Source organism: Thioalkalivibrio sp. ALMg9, assembly GCF_000380625.1.
GTDB lineage: Bacteria > Pseudomonadota > Gammaproteobacteria > Ectothiorhodospirales > Ectothiorhodospiraceae > Thioalkalivibrio > Thioalkalivibrio versutus.
On sequence record NZ_AQYC01000009.1, the window covers coordinates 461381 to 478915 of the forward strand.

Here is a 17535-nt window from a genome sequence, read left to right on the forward strand (position 1 = left end):
ATCGCGTGGGGATTGTGGCTGGGGGTAAGCCGCATATCGAGTTCATTGAGGGAGAGCGGTAGTTGAATACGGAGAATCATTCGGAGACGGCGGCGTGGATCTGGTCGGTGGCGGATCTGCTGCGGGGGGACTTCAAGCAGTCGCAGTACGGGCGGGTGATCCTGCCGTTCACGTTGTTGCGCCGGCTGGAGTGCGTGCTGGAGCCGACCAAGGACGGCGTGCTGGCCGCCGCGAAGGAGCACGAGAACAAGTCGGAGACCGTTCGCGAGCAGCTTCTGCTGCGCAAGGCGGAGCAGCCGTTCTTCAACACCTCGCCGCTATCGCTGGGAAGTCTGTCGGACACGCAGACGCCCGAGGACCTGATGAGCTACATCGAGTCCTTCAGCACCCATGCGCGTGAGATCTTCGATCACTTCCACTTCGAGGACTTCGTCGAGCAGCTCGCGTCCAACAACCTGCTCTACCAGGTGGTGCAGCGCTTCGCCGCCATCGACCTGCGCCCGGCGCGCATCTCCAACTTCGGCATGGGCCTGATCTTCGAGGAGCTGATCCGCAAGTTCGCGGAAAGCTCCAACGAGACGGCGGGGGAGCACTTCACCCCGCGCGACATCGTGCACCTGACCACCTCCCTGGTGCTCACCGGGCAGGACCACAAGCTCAAGCCGCACGGCATCGTCACCGTATACGACCCGACCTGTGGCACCGGGGGCTTTCTGTCCGAAAGCGACGAATACGTCCAGCAGATCAGCCAGGACGTGACCGTGTCCCTGCACGGGCAGGAGCTGAACCCCGAGTCCTACGCCATCTGCAAGGCGGACATGCTGGTGAAGGGCCAGAACGTCGAGAACATCAAGCTCGGCAACACCCTCTCCGACGACCAGCTCGACGAGCTGCAGGCCGACTTCATGCTCGCCAATCCGCCGTTCGGCGTGGAGTGGAAGAAGGTCCAGAAGCAGGTCACCGACGAGCACCACCACAAGGGCTTCAACGGCCGCTTCGGCCCCGGCCTGCCTCGCGTGTCCGATGGCTCGCTGCTGTTCCTGCTGCACCTGGTCAGCAAGATGCGCGACCCGCGCAAGGGCGGCTCGCGCATCGGCATCATCCTCAACGGCTCGCCGCTGTTCACCGGCGGGGCCGGCAGTGGTGAGTCCGAGATCCGGCGCTACCTGCTGCAGCACGACATGGTGGAGGCCATCATCGGTCTGCCGACGGACATGTTCTACAACACCGGCATCGCCACCTACATTTGGGTGCTGAACAACAACAAACCGGTGGAGCGCCGCAGCCGGGTGCAGCTCATCGACGCCACCGACCGTTACGCCAAGATGCGCAAGTCGCTGGGCTCCAAGCGCCAGTACATCGACGACGCCAACATCGACGCCATCGTGCGCACCTACGGCAGCCTGGAGGAGAGCGACAAGAGCAAGTTCTTCCCCAATGAGGCCTTCGGCTACCGCCGCATCACCGTCGAGCGCCCGCTGCGTCTGAACTTCCAGGCCAGCCCCGAGCGCATCGAACGCATGCTGGCCGAGAAGCCGATCCAGAAGCTCGACGAGACCACTCGCCTCGGCGTGCAGGCCGCCTGCGAGCGGCTGGACGCCGAGCGCGTCTACAGCAACCGCGAGGCCTTCCTGAAAGACCTGAAGGCCGAGCTGAAGGATCTCGGCATCAAGCTGGGCGCGCCGGCCCTCAAGTCCATCTGGAACGCACTGAGCGAGCGCGACCCCGAAGCGGAAATCTGCACCGACAACAAGGGCAACCTGGAGTCCGACAGCGACCTGCGCGACACCGAGAACGTCCCGCTGGGCGAGGACGTGTTCGACTACTTCGAGCGTGAGGTGAAGCCGCACGTCCCCGACGCCTGGATCGACGAAGACAAGCGCGACGAGCAGGACGGCGAGATCGGCATCGTCGGTTTCGAGATCCCGTTCAACCGCCACTTCTACGTGTTCCAGCCCCCGCGAGCGCTGGAGGAGATCGACGCGGACCTCAAGGCCGTCACCACACGCATCAAGCAGATGATCGAGGAGCTGTCGGCGTGAGCTTCCCGAAGTATCCCGAGTGCCAGTACTCCGGTGTCGAGTGGCTCGGCGAGGTGCCGGTGCATTGGGAGGTTAAGCGCCTCAGTCACTACTTCAAAGAGCGTCGCGAGAAAGCGAGCGATAAGGAATTCGTACCCCTTTCGGTGACAATGGGCGGCATCGTACCCAGGCTGGAAACTGCAGCGAAGACGCAGGATGGTGACAACCGCAAGAAGGTTGTGGCCGGAGACTTCGTTATTAATAGCAGGTCTGATCGCAAGGGGTCATCGGGTATTTCTCCTACCGATGGGACTGTCTCTCTGATCTGTATCGTCTTGGAACCGCAAGGCACTGATCGAAGCTTCGTGCACCATCTCTTGCGCAGTCGGGCTTTTCAAGAGGAGTTCTACAGGTACGGAAAGGGGATCGTGGCTGACCTTTGGAGTACCGGGTTCGCGGACATGAAGAACATCGTGCTTGCGATGCCTCCGTCCAAGGAGCAGCGGGCAATTGCCGCCTTCCTCGACCACGAAACCGGGAAGATCGATGCGCTGATCGAGGAGCAGCGGCGGCTGATCGAGCTGCTGAAGGAGAAGCGGCAGGCGGTGATCTCCCACGCCGTCACCAAGGGCCTGGACCCCAACGTGCCCATGAAGGACTCCGGCGTCGAATGGCTGGGCGAGGTCCCGGCGCATTGGGAAGTTGGCCCATTGAAGCGGGTGTGGGATGTTAAAGATTGCAAGCACGTGACGGCAGAGTTTGTCGATGATGGATACCCTTTGGCGAGTATTCGCGAGGTCCAGGCGCGTTGTGTGGATCTTCGGGGGGCGAAACAGACAACCGAGGGATATTATCGGCAGCTTATTGGTGAAGGGAGGAAGCCGGAGGCAGGAGATCTCATCGTGAGTAGAAATGCAACCGTGGGAGAGATATCCGAGGTTGCGGATTGGCACCCGCTGTTTTCGATGGGGCAGGATGTTTGTTTGTTAAAACGGCGCTTCAATGGGGCAGCACCGGGTTTTATTTATTACCTGTTTAAATCGGAAGCTATTGGCGAGCAGATTAATAGCCTGTTGGTGGGTGCGACATTCAAGCGAATCAATGTGGAAGAAATTCGGGCGCTGAACATATCCTTCCCGCCCGAAGTCGAACAGTGGCGTATTTCGCGATGTTTGGATAGGGAAGACGATAGGTTTGGCCGACTGATTGGCGAGGCAGAGCGGGGGATCGAGTTGTTGCGGGAGCGCCGCAGCGCTCTGATCTCCGCCGCTGTCACTGGCAAGATCGACGTACGCGGCTGGTCGGCCGGGGCCGAGGCGGAAGAACCGGGGCTGGCAATGGTCGCCGAGGACCGAGCCGGGTATTCGGCGCAAGGCGGTGCGGCATGAGTCAGGGCCGCAGCATCCGCCTGTTCCTGGTCGACGGCACGCCGCACGGGCTGTTGACGGCGGAGATCATGAACTGGACCGGACATGTGCTTACCGGGCCACGGGGCAAGCTGAGCGAGCTGGTGCAGCGCCCGGAGTGCGGGCGCACCGGCGTGTACTTTCTGGTGGGGCCGGATGCGGAGAACAGCGTGCGCCCGCAGGTGTACATCGGCGAGTCGGACGATGTCGGCAAGCGGCTTAAGCAGCACAACCGCACCGAGGAGCAAGGCGGTAAGGACTTCTGGGAAAAGGTTTGCCTGATCACCAGCAAGGACCAGAACCTGACCAGGGCCCACGTGAAGGTCCTGGAGAGCCTGCTGATCCAGCAGGCTCAGCGCGTGGGCCGCTGCACCCTGATCAACGGCACCCGCCACGACTACATCGGCCTGCCCGAGGCCGACCAAGCCGACATGGCGTTCTTTCTCGAACAGATCCGCACCGTGCTGCCCGTGCTCGGTTTCGAGTTCCTGCGCGATGCCAGCCGCCCGCCTTCCCGGGATGCGGTGGAGGGGGCTGCCTGGGCCGGCGGGGGAGAGGACGGAACCGCGGAGTCGCCACGGTTCCGCCTGACCGTCCCCAAACACGGCATCACCGCCTATGGGCAGGAGTTGGAGGGAGAGTTCTTCGTACTGGAGGGATCGCAGGCTCGGTCGGAGTGGGGCCTGCCCACGGCTACCAGCGCCTGCATCAGCAACTGTGTGAAGAGGACGTGGTTGTCGAAGGCGAGGACGGGCTTCTACGCTTCGCCCGCGACTACGCATTCTCCAGCCCCAGTGCAGCGGCTGCGATGGTAAGCGGAAGGACCTCCAACGGCCGCGCTGAATGGAAGCGGGAAGACACGGGCCAGTCCTACGGCGAATGGCAGGAGCAGTTGGTCGCCGAGGCGGCGGACGTCAGCCCCAGGGAGCCCTAAGCACGAGGACCCAATACCTGCGATGCCTTCGGCTAAATTGATGGCGATTGGCTTTGGGTCCCAGATTGGAAGTATTTTCAGCCCCGCTGAATCCGAAAAACACCCTAACAACATATAAGCAAGGCGCTCGGCTATGGATAGCGATACGATCTACCTGCTCTACCTCGTGATCTACTATGTGGTCATCTTTTTCGGGATCGGGATCTTGCTCAAGATCGGTTTCGCCGAGAAGGCCTTTTTGAGATCTATTGAAAGCGGGTTTATCTGGCCCGCGCTTCTAGGGGCAATTGTTCTCATCGTTCCCGCGGTCCTTCCGATCCTGGTGTCTTGGGACTTCCCCTTCATTGATCGCGTCGGTTTCGATCCTGAAGAAGGCCCGTTCCTCTACGGGGCCCTCGGCGCGATCCTCGTCTTCCCGGTTTTGCTGTCGTTAGTATGGGCATATCGGGTTGTGCGATGGATAAACGGGGGGCCGTTGGTGCCCCAGAAGATTAATGTGACCTCACCGTCAGCATGCCGCAGCAAGAAGGATCTCGAGTCCGTAATGCTCTGCATATCAAAGAAGTGCGAAAAGCTGCTATCCGAATGGTATGGAGCCGAAGGGAAGGGACTCCACGAGAAAGTAGTTTCCGTCGAAGACCAACTCGACCCGCAGGATGTGAAAGACCTGCGATTTCTGGCTTCGGTTCGGAATAAGGTCACTCATGACGAGGACTTTGATACGTCCACCGTGAACCGAGGTGACATTCTGGATAAGGCGGTCACGGTCATCCACCGCATCGCCGACAAAAGGGGTGTGGTGATTGGGAGCGGGTTTCTTACTATTCTGGATCGAGTGCCGGGTGGTGGCCTGTTGCGATCCCCGATCGCTCTTCTCTTGAGCTTTTCGCACGCGACAGGGTGGCTGACAGTCGCTACTTTGACTGTCATGACGGCGTTCTCTCTCGCGGTCATGACCTCGGTCATCTTTTAGACCGAAGATGGATAATGGGGGCGGGCCATGGGAACTGATTGAAACGGAAGCGGAAATGGCGTCTGGGCGCCCTGAATTTGGGCTTTAAACCGCAAAAATGCTGTCTTCTAATAGCCATTCCAAGTAGGAAGCCAGGCCACGCTCCTTCCTGGGATGTGGTGTGGGGCGCCGCGGGCGCTGGTGATGAAACTCCGGCCTCGCCACGATTCCGATTGACCTTCCCGAAATACGGCATCACCGCCTACGGGCAGGAGGCGGAGGGCGAGTTCTTCGTACTGGAGGGTTCGCAAGCACGTCGGGAGTGGGCTGCCTCGGGACACAACTACCAGCGCCTGCATCAGCAACTGCGCGAGGAGGGCGTACTGGTCGAGGACGAGAACGACCTACTGCGCTTCTCCCGCGACTATGCATTCTCCAGCCCCAGTGCCGCGGCGGCCATGGTAGTTGGGAGATCGGCCAACGGCCGTGCCGAATGGAAGCGGGAGGACAACGGCCAGTCCTACGCCGAGTGGCAAGACCAGTTAGTGAGCCGGGCAGGCGCTGTCATCGACGAAGACTGAAAAATCACGGGCCACTGGGCGGACCGGGACGCGAACAGGCCCCTCGGCATCGCAGCCGTTCCTGACACCGGGTCCGGCGCGAGGGCTCTCTTCCGAGTAAATTGTTTACCGGGTAGGTAAACGTGTATATTCTTGTACATAGGTCCCGGCATGGAAGTCGACTACAAAGACGCAGCACTGGAGGCCCTATGCCTGCAGCAACGCAAGGCCCAGAAGGAACTGGGGAGCGCCTCTGCCCGCAAGCTGCGCGCGCGTCTGGCGGACTTGTTTGCTGCGGACAATCCCACCGAGCTGATGGCCGGACATCCGCATCCGTTGAAGGGGGATCGCGAGGGCTGGTTCTGCGTATCCCTGAGTGGTGGAGTGCGGTTGTGCTTCGAGCCCGCGGAACAACCCTGGCCGAGAAAGCCGGATGGCGGGATCGCGTGGGGTGCGGTGGATCGCGTCCTTGTTGTATGGATCGGTGATTACCATGACTGAATTTGCGCAAGCCAGAACGCCGGACTGGGTGTCTCCGCCTGGAGAGACCATTGCCGATCTGCGTGAGGAGCAGGGCTGGACACAGCGGGAGCTAGCCCAGCGGCTGGATTACAGCCCCAAGCATGTCAATCAGCTTATTAAGGGAAAGGTGCCGCTTTCGGAAGAGACCGCGCTGCGGCTGGAGCGAGTGCTGGGTGGTACCGCCCGTTTTTGGCTGGAACGCGAAGCACAATATCGCGAGGCCCTGACGCGGAAGGAAGAACTCGAGACGCTGGCAACGCAGGCATCCTGGCTGAAAGAATTGCCTTTGACGGAGATGGTTCGCCTCGGGTGGATCCGGCGCTTTTCGCACAAGGGCCAGCAAGTCGCCGAGTGCCTTGGCTTTTTTGGCGTGGCCTCGGTGGACGCCTGGCGTGGGCGGTACTCGGACGGTGCCGCGGCTTTCCGGGCCTCGCCAACCTTCGAGCGGGAGGGTGCGGCCGTGGGGGCGTGGTTCCGGGAGGCAGAACGGTTGGCGTCCGAGATCGACTGCGAGCCCTTCGACCGAAAGGGGTTTGAACAAGCTTTGGAGCGCTTACGGGCACTGACCAGTCAATCAAGTCCGGCAGCATTCATTCCCCCGCTGGTGGAGCAATGCCGCGGGGTCGGCGTAGCGGTCGTTTTCGTGGAAGCGCCAAAAGGGTGTCCGGTCAGTGGTGCAACGCGCTGGCTGGCACCGGACAAGGCACTAATTGCCTTGAGTCTGCGGCACAAATCGAATGATCACCTGTGGTTTTCGTTTTTCCATGAGGCTGCCCATCTTTTGCTCCACGGCAAGCGCGTGGCTTTCGTGGACGCGGAAGGCGAACTCGATGGCAAGGAAGAACAGGAAGCCAATGCCTTCGCCGAAAACCACCTGATCCCGCCGGAAACCTGGCAGGAGCTAACCGGATCCACCTTGTCGCGAGATTCCGTGTTGCGGTTCGCTCAGCAAGTCGGGGTGGCACCGGGTATCGTGGTCGGGCGGTTGCAAAAGGAGGGCCTCCTGCACTGGAGCACGATGAACGATCTAAAGGTTCGATATACGTGGGAGCGCAAGACCGGCTGAACGGTTAGGCGCAGGGGCGAACGAAGAGGCCACAGGGAGCAGCATGGCGGACAGCAGGGAAGCGCAGTTCCAGCAGGACATTATCGACGCGATGACCGCCGATGGCTGGCTCACCGGTCCGGCCAGCGGGTATGACGCCGCCAACGCGCTCTATAGCGAGGATCTGGTCGGCTATCTGCAAGAGGCCTGGCCGGAGCATTGGGAAAAGTTCGCCGCGAAGAATGCACAGGACCCGCAACGGGCCCTGGTGCGCGCGGTGACCCGCGAGCTGGAGCGTGGTGGGACGCTGGACGTACTGCGCCATGGGGTGAAGACGCCCGGCGTGAAGCTCGATCTGTGCAGCTTCAAGCCCGACCACGGCATGAACCCCGAGTCCCAGGCCCGCTACCGGGCCAACCGCCTGCGCGTGGTGCCGGAAGTCTCGTACTCGCCGCATGCGCGCAGCGGGGAGTACAACCCGCGGCTGGATCTGGTGCTGTTCGTCAACGGCATCCCCACCGCCACGCTGGAGCTGAAGAGCGAGTTCAAGCAGTCGGTGGAGAACGCCAAGCGCCAGTACCGGCGCGACCGCCCGCTGAAGGACCCGGTCACCCGCAAGCCCGAGCCGCTGCTCACCCCCAAGCGTGGGGCGCTGGTGCATTTTGCGGTCAGTCAGCACGAGGTGGCGATGGCGACCCGCCTGGCTGGCAAGGACACCTTCTTCCTGCCCTTCAACCAGGGCACCGAGGACGGCGGGGCCGGCAACCCCGCGCCCCCGAACCCGGACAGCTACGCCACCGGCTACCTGTGGCAGCAGGTGTTCCAGCCCGATGCCTGGCTCAAGGTGCTTGGCCGTTTCCTGCATCTGGAGCAGAAGACGGTCGAGGACTTCCACGGCAAGCGCAGCAAGAAGGAGACCCTGATCTTCCCACGCTTCCACCAGTGGGATGTGGTGAACCAGTTGATCGCGGCCACGCGGGAGGAAGGCGCCGGCCAGCGCTACCTGATCCAGCACAGCGCCGGCTCCGGCAAGTCCAACTCCATCGCCTGGATCGCGCACCAGCTCGCCTCGCTGTACGACGAGAGCGGCCAGAAGCTGTTCAACTCCGTGGTGGTCGTCACCGACCGCACGGTGCTGGACAGCCAGCTCCAGGACACCATCTACCAGTTCGAGCACGCACACGGCGTGGTACGGCCCATCACCCGCGATGTCGGCAACCAGAGCAAGTCCGAGCAACTGGCCGAGGCGCTGGCCGAGCAGACGCGCATCATCATCGTGACGATCCAGACCTTCCCGGCGCTGTTCGACGCGCTGGATAAGCGCCCGGAGCTGGCCGCCGGGCGCTACGCGGTGATCGCCGACGAGGCCCATTCCTCGCAGACCGGTTCCTCCGCCACCAAGCTCAAGGCCATCCTGGGCACCGACAAGCCGGAGGATGAAGAGATCAGCGCCGAAGAGCTGATGGATGCCGCCGTCGCCTCGCGCAAGCCGACCGAGCGCATCAGCTACTACGCCTTCACCGCCACGCCCAAGGCGAAGTCCCTGGAGCTGTTCGGCCGTCCGCCGGATCCGGACTTGCCGGCTTCGGCCGACAACAAGCCCGAGCCGTTCCACCTGTACTCCATGCGCCAGGCGATCGAGGAAGGCTTCATCCTCGACGTGCTGAAGAACTACACCACCTACTCGACCGCCTGGAAGCTGGCCCACCCGCATGGCGACGACGAAGAGGTGGAGTCGCGCAAGGCCTCGACCAAGATCGCCCGTTGGGTGCGGCTGCACCCGTACAACATCAGCCAGAAGGTCGAGGTAATCGTCGAGCACTTCCGCGCCAACGTGCGGCACCTGCTGGATGGCCAGGCCAAGGCGATGGTGGTGACGGGCAGTCGGCAGGAGGCGGTGCGCTACGCGCTGGCGATGCGCGAGTACATCCAGGACAAGGGCTATGGCGACGTGCACGCACTGGTGGCCTTCTCCGGCTCCGTGCTGCCGGACGAGGTGATCCCCGAGGAGGTGACCGAGCACAGCGCGCTGCTGAACCCGGGCCTGAAGGGGCGCGATCTGGCCGATGCGTTCAAGACCGCCGAATACAACGTGATGATCGTGGCCAACAAATTCCAGACCGGGTTCGACCAGCCCAAGCTCTGCGCCATGTACGTGGACAAGAAGCTGCAGGGCGTGGAGTGCGTGCAGACCCTCTCGCGCCTGAACCGCACCTTCCCGGGCAAGGAGGACACGTTCGTCCTCGACTTCTTCAACGATGCCGAAGACATCCTCGAAGCCTTCCGCCCCTACTACAACAAGGCCGAACTCGCCGACGTCTCCGACCCGAACGTGGTCTACGACCTGCAGCATAGCCTGGACGCCTCAGGCATCTACCACTGGGACGAGGTCGAGAACTTCGCCCGCGCATTCTTCAACCCGAAGGCCAACGCCAGCCAGCTCAGCTACTACTGCCAGCCCGCCCGGGAACGCTACACCACCCGTTACAAGGCCGTGCTCGAGCAGATCCAGACCTGGAAGGCCGCCTATGCCGAAGCTGACCGCAATGGCGACAAGACCGGCCTGCAACGAGCCGAGCAGGAGCTGAAGGACGCCCACACCACGCGCGACGAGCTGGACCTGTTCCGCAAGAACCTCCAGAGCTTCGTGCGCAGCTACGAGTTCCTCTCCCAGATCGTCGACTTCGAAGACCGCGAGCTGGAGCAGCTATGCGTATACGCCCGCGGCCTGCACCCGCTGCTGGGCACCCAAAACCTGGAAGAAGACGCGATCGACGTCTCCGAACTGGAGCTGACCCACTACCGCCTGAACAAGCGCGCAGAACACCAACTGAACCTCGGCGAAGAGGGTGAGGACTACGACGGCCTGAAGCCCATCTCCGACGTCGGCTCCGGCAAGCCCCACGACCCGGAGAAGAAACGCCTCTCCGAGATCATCGACCAGCTCAACGACCTGTTCGGCGCCGAAGTGAGTGATGAAGACAAGCTCCAGTTCGCCAACGGCATCGCCGACCGGATCCGCCGCGACGACGCCGTCATGGCCCAGGTCGAGAACCACAGCCCCGACCAGGTGATGCACGGCCTGTTCCCCAAACGCGTCACCGACACCGTCCTCGACGCCATGACCGACCACGAAAAACTCTCCATGCAGGTCCTCGACGACCCCGAACGCCAACGCGACTTCGCCCTACTGATCCTGCGCCTGCTGACCGCCGGGACCGGCGACCAACGCCCCACCCCCACGAGGCCCGCTCAATGAACACGCGTCTCGGCGCATTGGCGCTCCCTTCGGCAATCCGGGGGCTGAAACGCACCACGCCGCCATCCCGCCGATTGGTCCGCCAAGCGGTCTCCCAATGCGCCTTGGTAACCGAACGGTATGGAGCCTCGCTCGCGGGCTATCACGGCTATATCAGTGTTATCCAGAACCTGTATACCGCCAATATCCCAGATTCTGTCTAATCTACTGTTATACGCCTTGAAACGCCCCGACATCCGAGCTTTGGAACACCAGGTCGAGCCCGAACTGGCTCGTCGGTTTCGCGTGGCTCAACATGCGCTCGCATCTCTCCGGGTCACTGGACGAGCTTCGTCGTACTATTCCTTTGAAATTCACCGCGCCGTGGATTCGGGAATGTTTTTGTCAGTGATAATTCTGTGCTCCTCATTGTTGGAAATATGGCTTCGCGATCTGCTCGTCATAAGAAAAGCGACCCAATCCTCGCCGAAATCGAAACGCGAGTTCGAATGGCGGATTTCGCAAGTAGATAGAGAAATTGAAGGAGACGAGTGTGGTATGTCATTTGGGGACATTCTCAAAAAAACTCGTCGCGCTGGAGGTCATTGATGAGCTGGAGCGTCAAAGGCTGATTCGCGCGTTTGCAAGATACAGAAATCCGCTTACGCATGGGATATCGGGCAGATTCTTGGGCCGGTCAGAAGCGTTCGAATCAACCGGGGAATCAGTGCCAAACCCGGAGCAGATGTACTTGGAGACGATCTTCAGTGGCGTTCGTGGTAGAAGTTCTAGGATCGAGGATAAGCTAGACGATGAAGCATCGTGATTATCTTGAGGAAGTAGTGAATTTCATTGCATCGCACCCAATGCCAAATGGCATATAACAAATCGCTGCAGGTGACGTTTGACCCGCCACGTGCTTTTGCTATCGCCAAAGCACGCGTCGCCTCACGCGCACCTGAGCTCATGCGTTAGTTTCACGAGGTACAGATCGGTGGCAGTAGAAAATCTTCAGGATTTAGCAGCAGAGATCATTAATAATGGCGTGTCACTTTCTGCTATTAATTATGTATACATCACATTAGTTGCTCTGGTCTCGTCTGCATTGGGCGCTTACTTTGGCTCATACTTTAAAAGTCGAGGGGCAGAGAAAGCGTTACAAGACAGCTTCGATGATGTGAAAGAGCGATTAAGACAGACAACGCGATTGACTGAGGAGATCAAATCTTCGATTGAGCTTGGTACATTAGAGCATCAGATTAAATTTTCCAAGCTCCATGAAAAGAGAGTTGAAATTATTGAGGGGTTATATCATCGTTTGATTGCAATGGAGTCTGAAGGAAAAGCCTTTGTTTACAAGTCTAGCCCCACGCGTTCGGATCAAGCTCAATTTAATACAGCCAATAGCGCAATTAATGAATTTATTTCCTATTCAAGGCTTAACAAATTCTGGGTTGAAAGAAGCCTCTTCGATGAAATTGAAACTGTAGCGCTTAGGTTGGATGAAATAATTTATGGTGCTGTGTTCAATTGCGACGTTAATCCGCAAAACACACAACAGTTCGAGCAAGCAATGGAAGAGAGAAGAAGGTTAGTTGGCGCGATTAACAACGAAATTCCTGCTGCGAAAGAGAAAATCATCGATAGCATAAGAAAAGTATTGGAGCCATCAAGAAACTAACAATCAATTGCATCGGGCAAAATTTGCTGCACAAAGTTTGCCCGCTGAATTGGGCGTCAATTTTCACAAGGAGTCACCATGTCTTTTTCGGATATGTTAAATGACAACGTCACCCTTCTGAAAAAGAACGGTGATCGAGTTGATGGCATTAAATCCAGTGTTCAGTCAAAGAAGATCTTCATCAATCGGTCTGATGTTTTGATCGAAACCGGCGACCTTATTCAGCGTAAGATGTCGAATGGTGGTGAGGAAACCTATGAGGTTATCGATCCTGGCTTTCATGAAGGTTTTGGTGGTATTGAAGCGCACTACCAAATGACCCATCGGAAACTTGGCCTACCGGAAGCCAAGGCAGCAGTTCAGAGTATTACATATAACATTTCCGGGCCAAACGCTCGTGTAAACAATCATTCCACTGATAATTCGGTCAATACTGTCAATATTAATCCAGATGTTGCAGAACATATTTCTATGCTGCGGCAGGAAGTGAAGCGTCTCTTACCTCAGCAGGATCAGCAGCCTGCTCTTGAGCTCGTTGATGCCATAGAAAGTCAGTTTGAATCAAGCGCACCAAGTAGAGTTGTCGTCAAAACGTTATTGGGTGGTTTGCCCAGTGCTGGCAGCATTGCATCAATTGGCTCGTTCCTTATATCGGCGCTGGGTGGCTGAGGTGCAAATTAACAAGGCCAGGCACGGCGACGGCTTTTTCGTTGCGGCTTCGCCTCCACTACAAAGCCGCGCGTGCTGGCGGCGTTAGCCGTTGGCCAGAATACCTGCGGACACAGGCCAGAGAACGAGAAACGACATGCCGGAAGAGGAAATTCTGTACCACTATACAAGCATTGCAGGGCTCAACGGCATTCTCTGCTCTCGCAATGTTTGGGCGAGTGACTGTCGTTACCTTAACGATGAGAAAGAGCTGGTTCATGCCCTCGAGCTGTTCCTAAACAGATTCGATGGGGCGACCAGGAAAGCGCTTTCGCTCGCTCTTAGTGGGCACAACTTATCTAGGGCGCACTGCGTCTTCTCCTTATCCCGTTCACCGGAGGTCTTGAGCCAGTGGCGGGCGTATTCGGATGACGGGCGCGGCGCCGCACTCGGTTTCAAGCGGAAGCACCTGCCTGGCATTGGCCAACAGCCACCTCGTGTGTTGGTTGACTGCGTCTATGATGACCACGACGAGTTTATCGATCGCGTTGTCGAACGCTGTGAGCACGACATCGGTGCGTTGCTGAAGATGCATGAGGAAGAGCCGGCTGTGAATTCTTTTTGGGGCCTTATTGATCAGAACCCACAGCCTCTAGTGCGTCTATATGCGGAGCTTCTGAGAATAAAGAACCGCGCATTCAGAGAGGAACAGGAGGTGCGCCTAGTACTTAGCGCACCGATGAAGCAAGTTCGGACTAGAGTAGCCAAAGGCCTGATTGTTCCTTACGTGGAGCATGAATTCGTCGAAAAGGACGAGGAGCACCTATGGTGCGTCGCTCCCGAGGTGTGGCTCGGCCCCCGGTGTGACAGGAGGAACAAGGATGCGCTCGGGTCCTTTGGACAGTTCGGCTGGAGCATCGACGGGATTCACCAATTCGACTGTGGCTACGTTTAAGGGCTGGCGCCGCCATGCTCCTTGCGGCAACGTAGAGCAAGGGCTAACAAGTCCATCGAGCGGACGGGCCAAAAGCTAGCGCTTTCGTCCCGCCGCTCATGTCCGGCGTTAGCTGTCATGGTCACCGAATCGAGTAGCCCACTACCACCGAAGGTCATCGCTGCCCGCGAAGCTGCGCGAAAGGCACTTGGCCCGTTGCTGCCTGCTGGGGATCCGCGAAACTTCGAGCAATCCCGGTGCTTGATGCTGTCCTCGCGGACAAACGCCGGCCGGGAGTTGCCGCCCTACTATCTGGTCTACTTGGGCAATTAACGGGGTCGGACTACGGTAACGAACTGAAATGCAGAATGAATATGCTGAATTGAGCCCTAAATTGGGGCTTAAAGCGGCAATTTCGGTATTCAAATGGCCATTCCAGGGAGGGAAGCCATGTCACGCAACTGCAATCCGCGATACGCGGGGTCGGACCACGGTAACCGACGGAGAACACGACAGAATATGCGGAATTGAGCCCTGAATTCGGGCTTAAAGCGGCAATTTCTGTCTTCAAATGGCCATTCCAGGGAAGAGAGCCATGCAACGCGACGAGTACGCGTTCCACTCCACTGGGCGGGTTGTGTCGGTATAACACTCCCGGAGTCAGGGGCTTATCGTGGTCCGACCCTGGTTATTGTTCAGCCCTGCCGGAATACCGGCGGAGGACTGGCAGGTTTCCCTGCTTTTCCCCGCGACGTGACGTCCGGTATCTGATTTCGACAGAGCTGAGAGGCATTGCGCATGGATAAGGAACATCTGCCGAGACTGGTGGGCGAGTTGTATCGTGTTGTCGGGGAGCTAGAAGCGATGTTTCCGGGTAGGCATTTCACGCCGGATGGTCACCTTGTGGGCAGTCTGGGTGAGTGTCTCGCGGCCTATCATTACGGGCTGGATCTCCTCCGGGCATCTTCACCGGGCGTGGACGCCGTTAAGGATGGGCGAGAGATCGAGATCAAGGCGACTCAGGGCAAAAGCGTAGGCCTTCGAAGTGGTCCGGAGCATCTGCTTGTGCTAAAGCTGGACCGGGAAGGCGGCTTCGCGGAAATCTACAACGGACCGGGGAAAGTCGTCTGGCGAGAGTTCGAGGGAAAAGCGAAACCGAGTAACGGCCAGTATCAGATCTCGGTGAAGCGGCTTACCCAATTAATGGAGGCTGTCTCTCCCCATCAGAGAGTGGCAATGAAGATCGCAAACGGATGAGTAGGCCTTCATCGGCCCAGAAGACAGCCTTCAGCCTCCCGCAATCGACGGTAGGCGCATCAGGGTATCCGGAAGGACCATCGGGATGGGCAAGCATCAAAGTCCTCCGACCCGAAGTCGCTTAGAAGAGATTGGTGGAACCTTCGTCCAGGGGTTCTCGGCGCTCTGCAAAGGTGCCCACCAAGGGCGGTGGCTTCTGGGCGGCAAGATGATCTGTGGAGCTGATAAGAACAGGACTTTGGTCAGCTACATGGCCTTGGAGGGCCGGGACATCTTGTGAGCACTGGGTCAAACCTTGCTTTTGCGCTTTCTGAAGCGGATGTACGCCGAGCCGGTGATTGTGTTTCCTCAGGAGCGGGGCCGATACGGGTTCTACTCGCCCTGGACCGTAATCGTGAGCTTGCGCGTGTGGGCGGCGTAGCGGTGCTCCCAGAGGAAGAGGCCCTGCCAGGTGCCGAGGATCAGGCGGCCCTGGCCGACCGGGAGGGTCAGGTCGTTGTGCGTGAGCATGGCGCGGGCGTGGGCGGCCATGTCGTCGTCGCCTTCCATGTCATGGCGGTAGGCCGGGTCGCCGTCCGGGGCCATGCGCGCGATCAGGGTCTCCAGGTCGTGGCGGACGTCGGGATCGGCGTTCTCGGTGACCAGCAGGGAGGCGCTGGTGTGGTGCTGGAAGACGTGGCAGGTGCCGGTGGTGATGCCGGAGGCGCGCACGATGTGCTCCACGGCGGTGGTGATGTTTTGGGTTCCGCGGCCTCGGGTCTGCTGGGTCAGGGTGTCCTGGTAGACGGCCATGCGATTCCTCGAATGCAAACAAAAAAGCGCCCGTAGGCGCTTGATTGGTCGATCTAAATTGGTGGAGGCGGCGGCCACCACTGTGGCGTTGCAATCCGTCCCAACCAATCCCAATAAGCGACTGTTTTGCCGGACCTTTCCGGCTCCCTCGGGCTATCCCTTGTTGAAAACCGTATCACCCTGTAGCATCCAAGCGCAAGGGTTTTTGATAGACAGGAAGGGAGACATGCCGAAACAGGCCAAGGAGATGGGCGCGCTCGAAGTGAAGCGCCTGGACCGTCCGGGCTTCCATGCGGTGGGCGGGGTCTCCGGGCTCTTGCACCGTATCACGGAGACCGGCGCCCGGGGATGGGTGCTGCGCGTCACGGTCGCGGGCAAGCGTCGGCACTACGGGCTCGGCGGCTACCCGGACGTCTCCCTCGCACAAGCCAAGGAGCGGGCGCGAGAGCTGAAGGATCAGCTATGGAGGGGAATCGACCCCGTGGCCGAACGCAAGGCCGCAAACGACGCCAGGCGAGCCGAGGAGGCCCGGCGGATGACCTTCGCCGATGCGGCCCGGCAATACCACGAAGCAAAGGCGCACGAGTTCCGATCCGCGAAGCATCGGGCCGATTGGCTGTCGAGCCTGGAACGCTATGCCTTCGAGTCCCTGGGCGATCTACCGGTGGCCGAAATCGAGCTGCCGCACGTCCTGGGCGTGCTCAAACCGATCTGGCACGAACGCACGGAGACCGCCACGCGCGTGCGCCAGCGGATCGAGGGCGTGTTGCACTGGGCCACCGTCTCGGGATACCGGGAAGGGGAGAACCCGGCCCGCTGGAAAGGTAACCTCGACGTGACGCTGCCGGCGCCGCAGAAGATCCGGAAGGTGAAGCATCATCGGGCGCTGCCCTGGAAAGACGTGCCCGCGTTCATGGCGGACCTGCGAGGCCGCGATGGCATGGGTGCCCGGGCGCTCGAGTTCTCGATCCTGACGGCCGCCCGCTCCGGGGAAGTCCGCAAAGCCTGTTGGACCGAGATCGACCTGGACGCTCGCGTCTGGACCGTGCCGGGCGATCGCATGAAGACCGGCAAGCCGCACCGCGTGCCGCTGTCCGATGACGCCGTGGCGCTCCTGGAGGCCCTGCCGCGCTTCGAGGGCTCCGATCTGGTGTTCACCGCGCCCCGTGGTGGCCCGCTGTCCGATATGAGTATCAGCGCCGTGTGCAAGCGCATGGGCGTGGACGCGGTGCCGCACGGCTTCCGGAGCAGCTTCAAGGATTGGGCGCGGTCCTCTACCTCATTCCCGGACGAAGTGTCCGAGCTGGCGCTGGCGCATGTGAACAGCGACGCCACCCGGGCGGCCTATGCCCGCGATGAACTACTGCCGCAACGGGCCGAGCTGATGGCGGAATGGGCGAAATTTACGGCAGATGCAGAAAGTTCGTCTGCACTTGTGCAGTAAAAACGGCGCTAAGTCTTTGATTCTTGGTCCGCGTACAGCGTCGATTTTTCTACGAAAACCGAATTCGCGCCATATAATCAGGCGCTTAGGTCTCGTCTGAA

General features: G+C 59.8%; 12 protein-coding genes and 2 pseudogenes. 13 read left to right on the top strand and 1 reads right to left on the bottom strand.

The window, feature by feature from the left end; genetic code table 11:
* Nucleotides 1-62 precede the first annotated feature (62 nt).
* The 12 genes and pseudogenes from F792_RS0111265 (at nt 63) to F792_RS0111315 (ending at nt 15198) form a co-directional block, all read left to right on the top strand.
* Nucleotides 63-2042, top strand: coding sequence for a class I SAM-dependent DNA methyltransferase (locus tag F792_RS0111265; protein WP_018169687.1), 1980 nt, complete (start codon nt 63-65; stop codon nt 2040-2042).
* Entirely contained in the window at nt 2039-3409 is a 1371-nt protein-coding gene (locus F792_RS14230) for a restriction endonuclease subunit S (protein WP_018169688.1), read from the top strand. The genes F792_RS0111265 and F792_RS14230 overlap by 4 nt, the downstream gene beginning before the upstream one ends.
* Nucleotides 3406-4361 (top strand): annotated as a pseudogene (locus tag F792_RS14235) (GIY-YIG nuclease family protein). The gene F792_RS14230 and the pseudogene F792_RS14235 overlap by 4 nt, the downstream one beginning before the upstream one ends.
* A gap of 133 nt (nt 4362-4494) precedes the next feature.
* Nucleotides 4495-5334, top strand: a complete 840-nt coding sequence (locus tag F792_RS14240) for a hypothetical protein (RefSeq protein ID WP_018169689.1) — start codon at nt 4495-4497, stop codon at nt 5332-5334.
* A 182-nt stretch (nt 5335-5516) separates the two neighbouring features.
* Nucleotides 5517-5894: pseudogene (locus F792_RS14245) on the top strand (DUF4357 domain-containing protein); the annotation flags it as partial.
* A 150-nt stretch (nt 5895-6044) separates the two neighbouring features.
* Nucleotides 6045-6374, top strand: a complete 330-nt coding sequence (locus F792_RS0111290) for a type II toxin-antitoxin system RelE/ParE family toxin (protein WP_018169691.1) — start codon at nt 6045-6047, stop codon at nt 6372-6374.
* Nucleotides 6367-7461, top strand: a complete 1095-nt coding sequence (locus F792_RS0111295; RefSeq protein WP_018169692.1) for a helix-turn-helix domain-containing protein — start codon at nt 6367-6369, stop codon at nt 7459-7461. The genes F792_RS0111290 and F792_RS0111295 overlap by 8 nt, the downstream gene beginning before the upstream one ends.
* A 43-nt stretch (nt 7462-7504) precedes the next feature.
* Entirely contained in the window at nt 7505-10699 is a 3195-nt protein-coding gene (locus F792_RS0111300) for a type I restriction endonuclease subunit R (protein ID WP_018169693.1), read from the top strand.
* A gap of 973 nt (nt 10700-11672) precedes the next feature.
* A complete protein-coding gene (locus F792_RS14840) occupies nt 11673-12359 on the top strand; it encodes a hypothetical protein (RefSeq protein WP_156000337.1) in 687 nt (228 codons plus the stop codon).
* 78 nt (nt 12360-12437) lie between these two features.
* The gene (locus tag F792_RS14710; protein ID WP_081620148.1) at nt 12438-13028 is read left to right on the top strand and encodes a hypothetical protein; all 591 of its coding nucleotides are present in this window, start codon (nt 12438-12440) and stop codon (nt 13026-13028) included.
* Nucleotides 13029-13164: 136 nt separating this feature from the next.
* Nucleotides 13165-13962, top strand: a complete 798-nt coding sequence (locus tag F792_RS0111310; RefSeq protein WP_018169694.1) for a DUF2971 domain-containing protein — start codon at nt 13165-13167, stop codon at nt 13960-13962.
* A gap of 777 nt (nt 13963-14739) precedes the next feature.
* A complete protein-coding gene (locus F792_RS0111315) occupies nt 14740-15198 on the top strand; it encodes a hypothetical protein (protein WP_026305972.1) in 459 nt (152 codons plus the stop codon).
* 372 nt (nt 15199-15570) lie between these two features.
* Here the strand turns inward: F792_RS0111315 and F792_RS0111325 are convergent, their stop codons facing one another.
* Entirely contained in the window at nt 15571-15990 is a 420-nt protein-coding gene (locus F792_RS0111325; protein WP_018169697.1) for a secondary thiamine-phosphate synthase enzyme YjbQ, read from the bottom strand.
* A gap of 226 nt (nt 15991-16216) precedes the next feature.
* On the opposite strand from F792_RS0111325, the gene F792_RS0111330 reads away from it, so the two are divergent.
* Complete coding sequence (locus F792_RS0111330) at nt 16217-17434, top strand: site-specific integrase (protein ID WP_018169698.1); 1218 nt, start codon at nt 16217-16219, stop codon at nt 17432-17434.
* The last annotated feature ends 101 nt before the right edge of the window (nt 17435-17535 follow it).

Excerpts from the sequence above, each read along its gene's own strand:
- F792_RS14240 (WP_018169689.1), top strand. The coding sequence starts at position 4,495 with ATGGATAGCGATACGATCTACCTGCTCTACCTCGTGATCTACTATGTG.
- F792_RS0111290 (WP_018169691.1), top strand. The coding sequence starts at position 6,045 with ATGGAAGTCGACTACAAAGACGCAGCACTGGAGGCCCTATGCCTGCAG.
- F792_RS0111295 (WP_018169692.1), top strand. The coding sequence starts at position 6,367 with ATGACTGAATTTGCGCAAGCCAGAACGCCGGACTGGGTGTCTCCGCCT.
- F792_RS0111300 (WP_018169693.1), top strand. The coding sequence starts at position 7,505 with ATGGCGGACAGCAGGGAAGCGCAGTTCCAGCAGGACATTATCGACGCG.
- F792_RS14710 (WP_081620148.1), top strand. The coding sequence starts at position 12,438 with ATGTCTTTTTCGGATATGTTAAATGACAACGTCACCCTTCTGAAAAAG.
- F792_RS0111310 (WP_018169694.1), top strand. The coding sequence starts at position 13,165 with ATGCCGGAAGAGGAAATTCTGTACCACTATACAAGCATTGCAGGGCTC.
- F792_RS0111315 (WP_026305972.1), top strand. The coding sequence starts at position 14,740 with ATGGATAAGGAACATCTGCCGAGACTGGTGGGCGAGTTGTATCGTGTT.
- F792_RS0111325 (WP_018169697.1), bottom strand. The coding sequence starts at position 15,990 with ATGGCCGTCTACCAGGACACCCTGACCCAGCAGACCCGAGGCCGCGGA.
- F792_RS0111330 (WP_018169698.1), top strand. The coding sequence starts at position 16,217 with ATGCCGAAACAGGCCAAGGAGATGGGCGCGCTCGAAGTGAAGCGCCTG.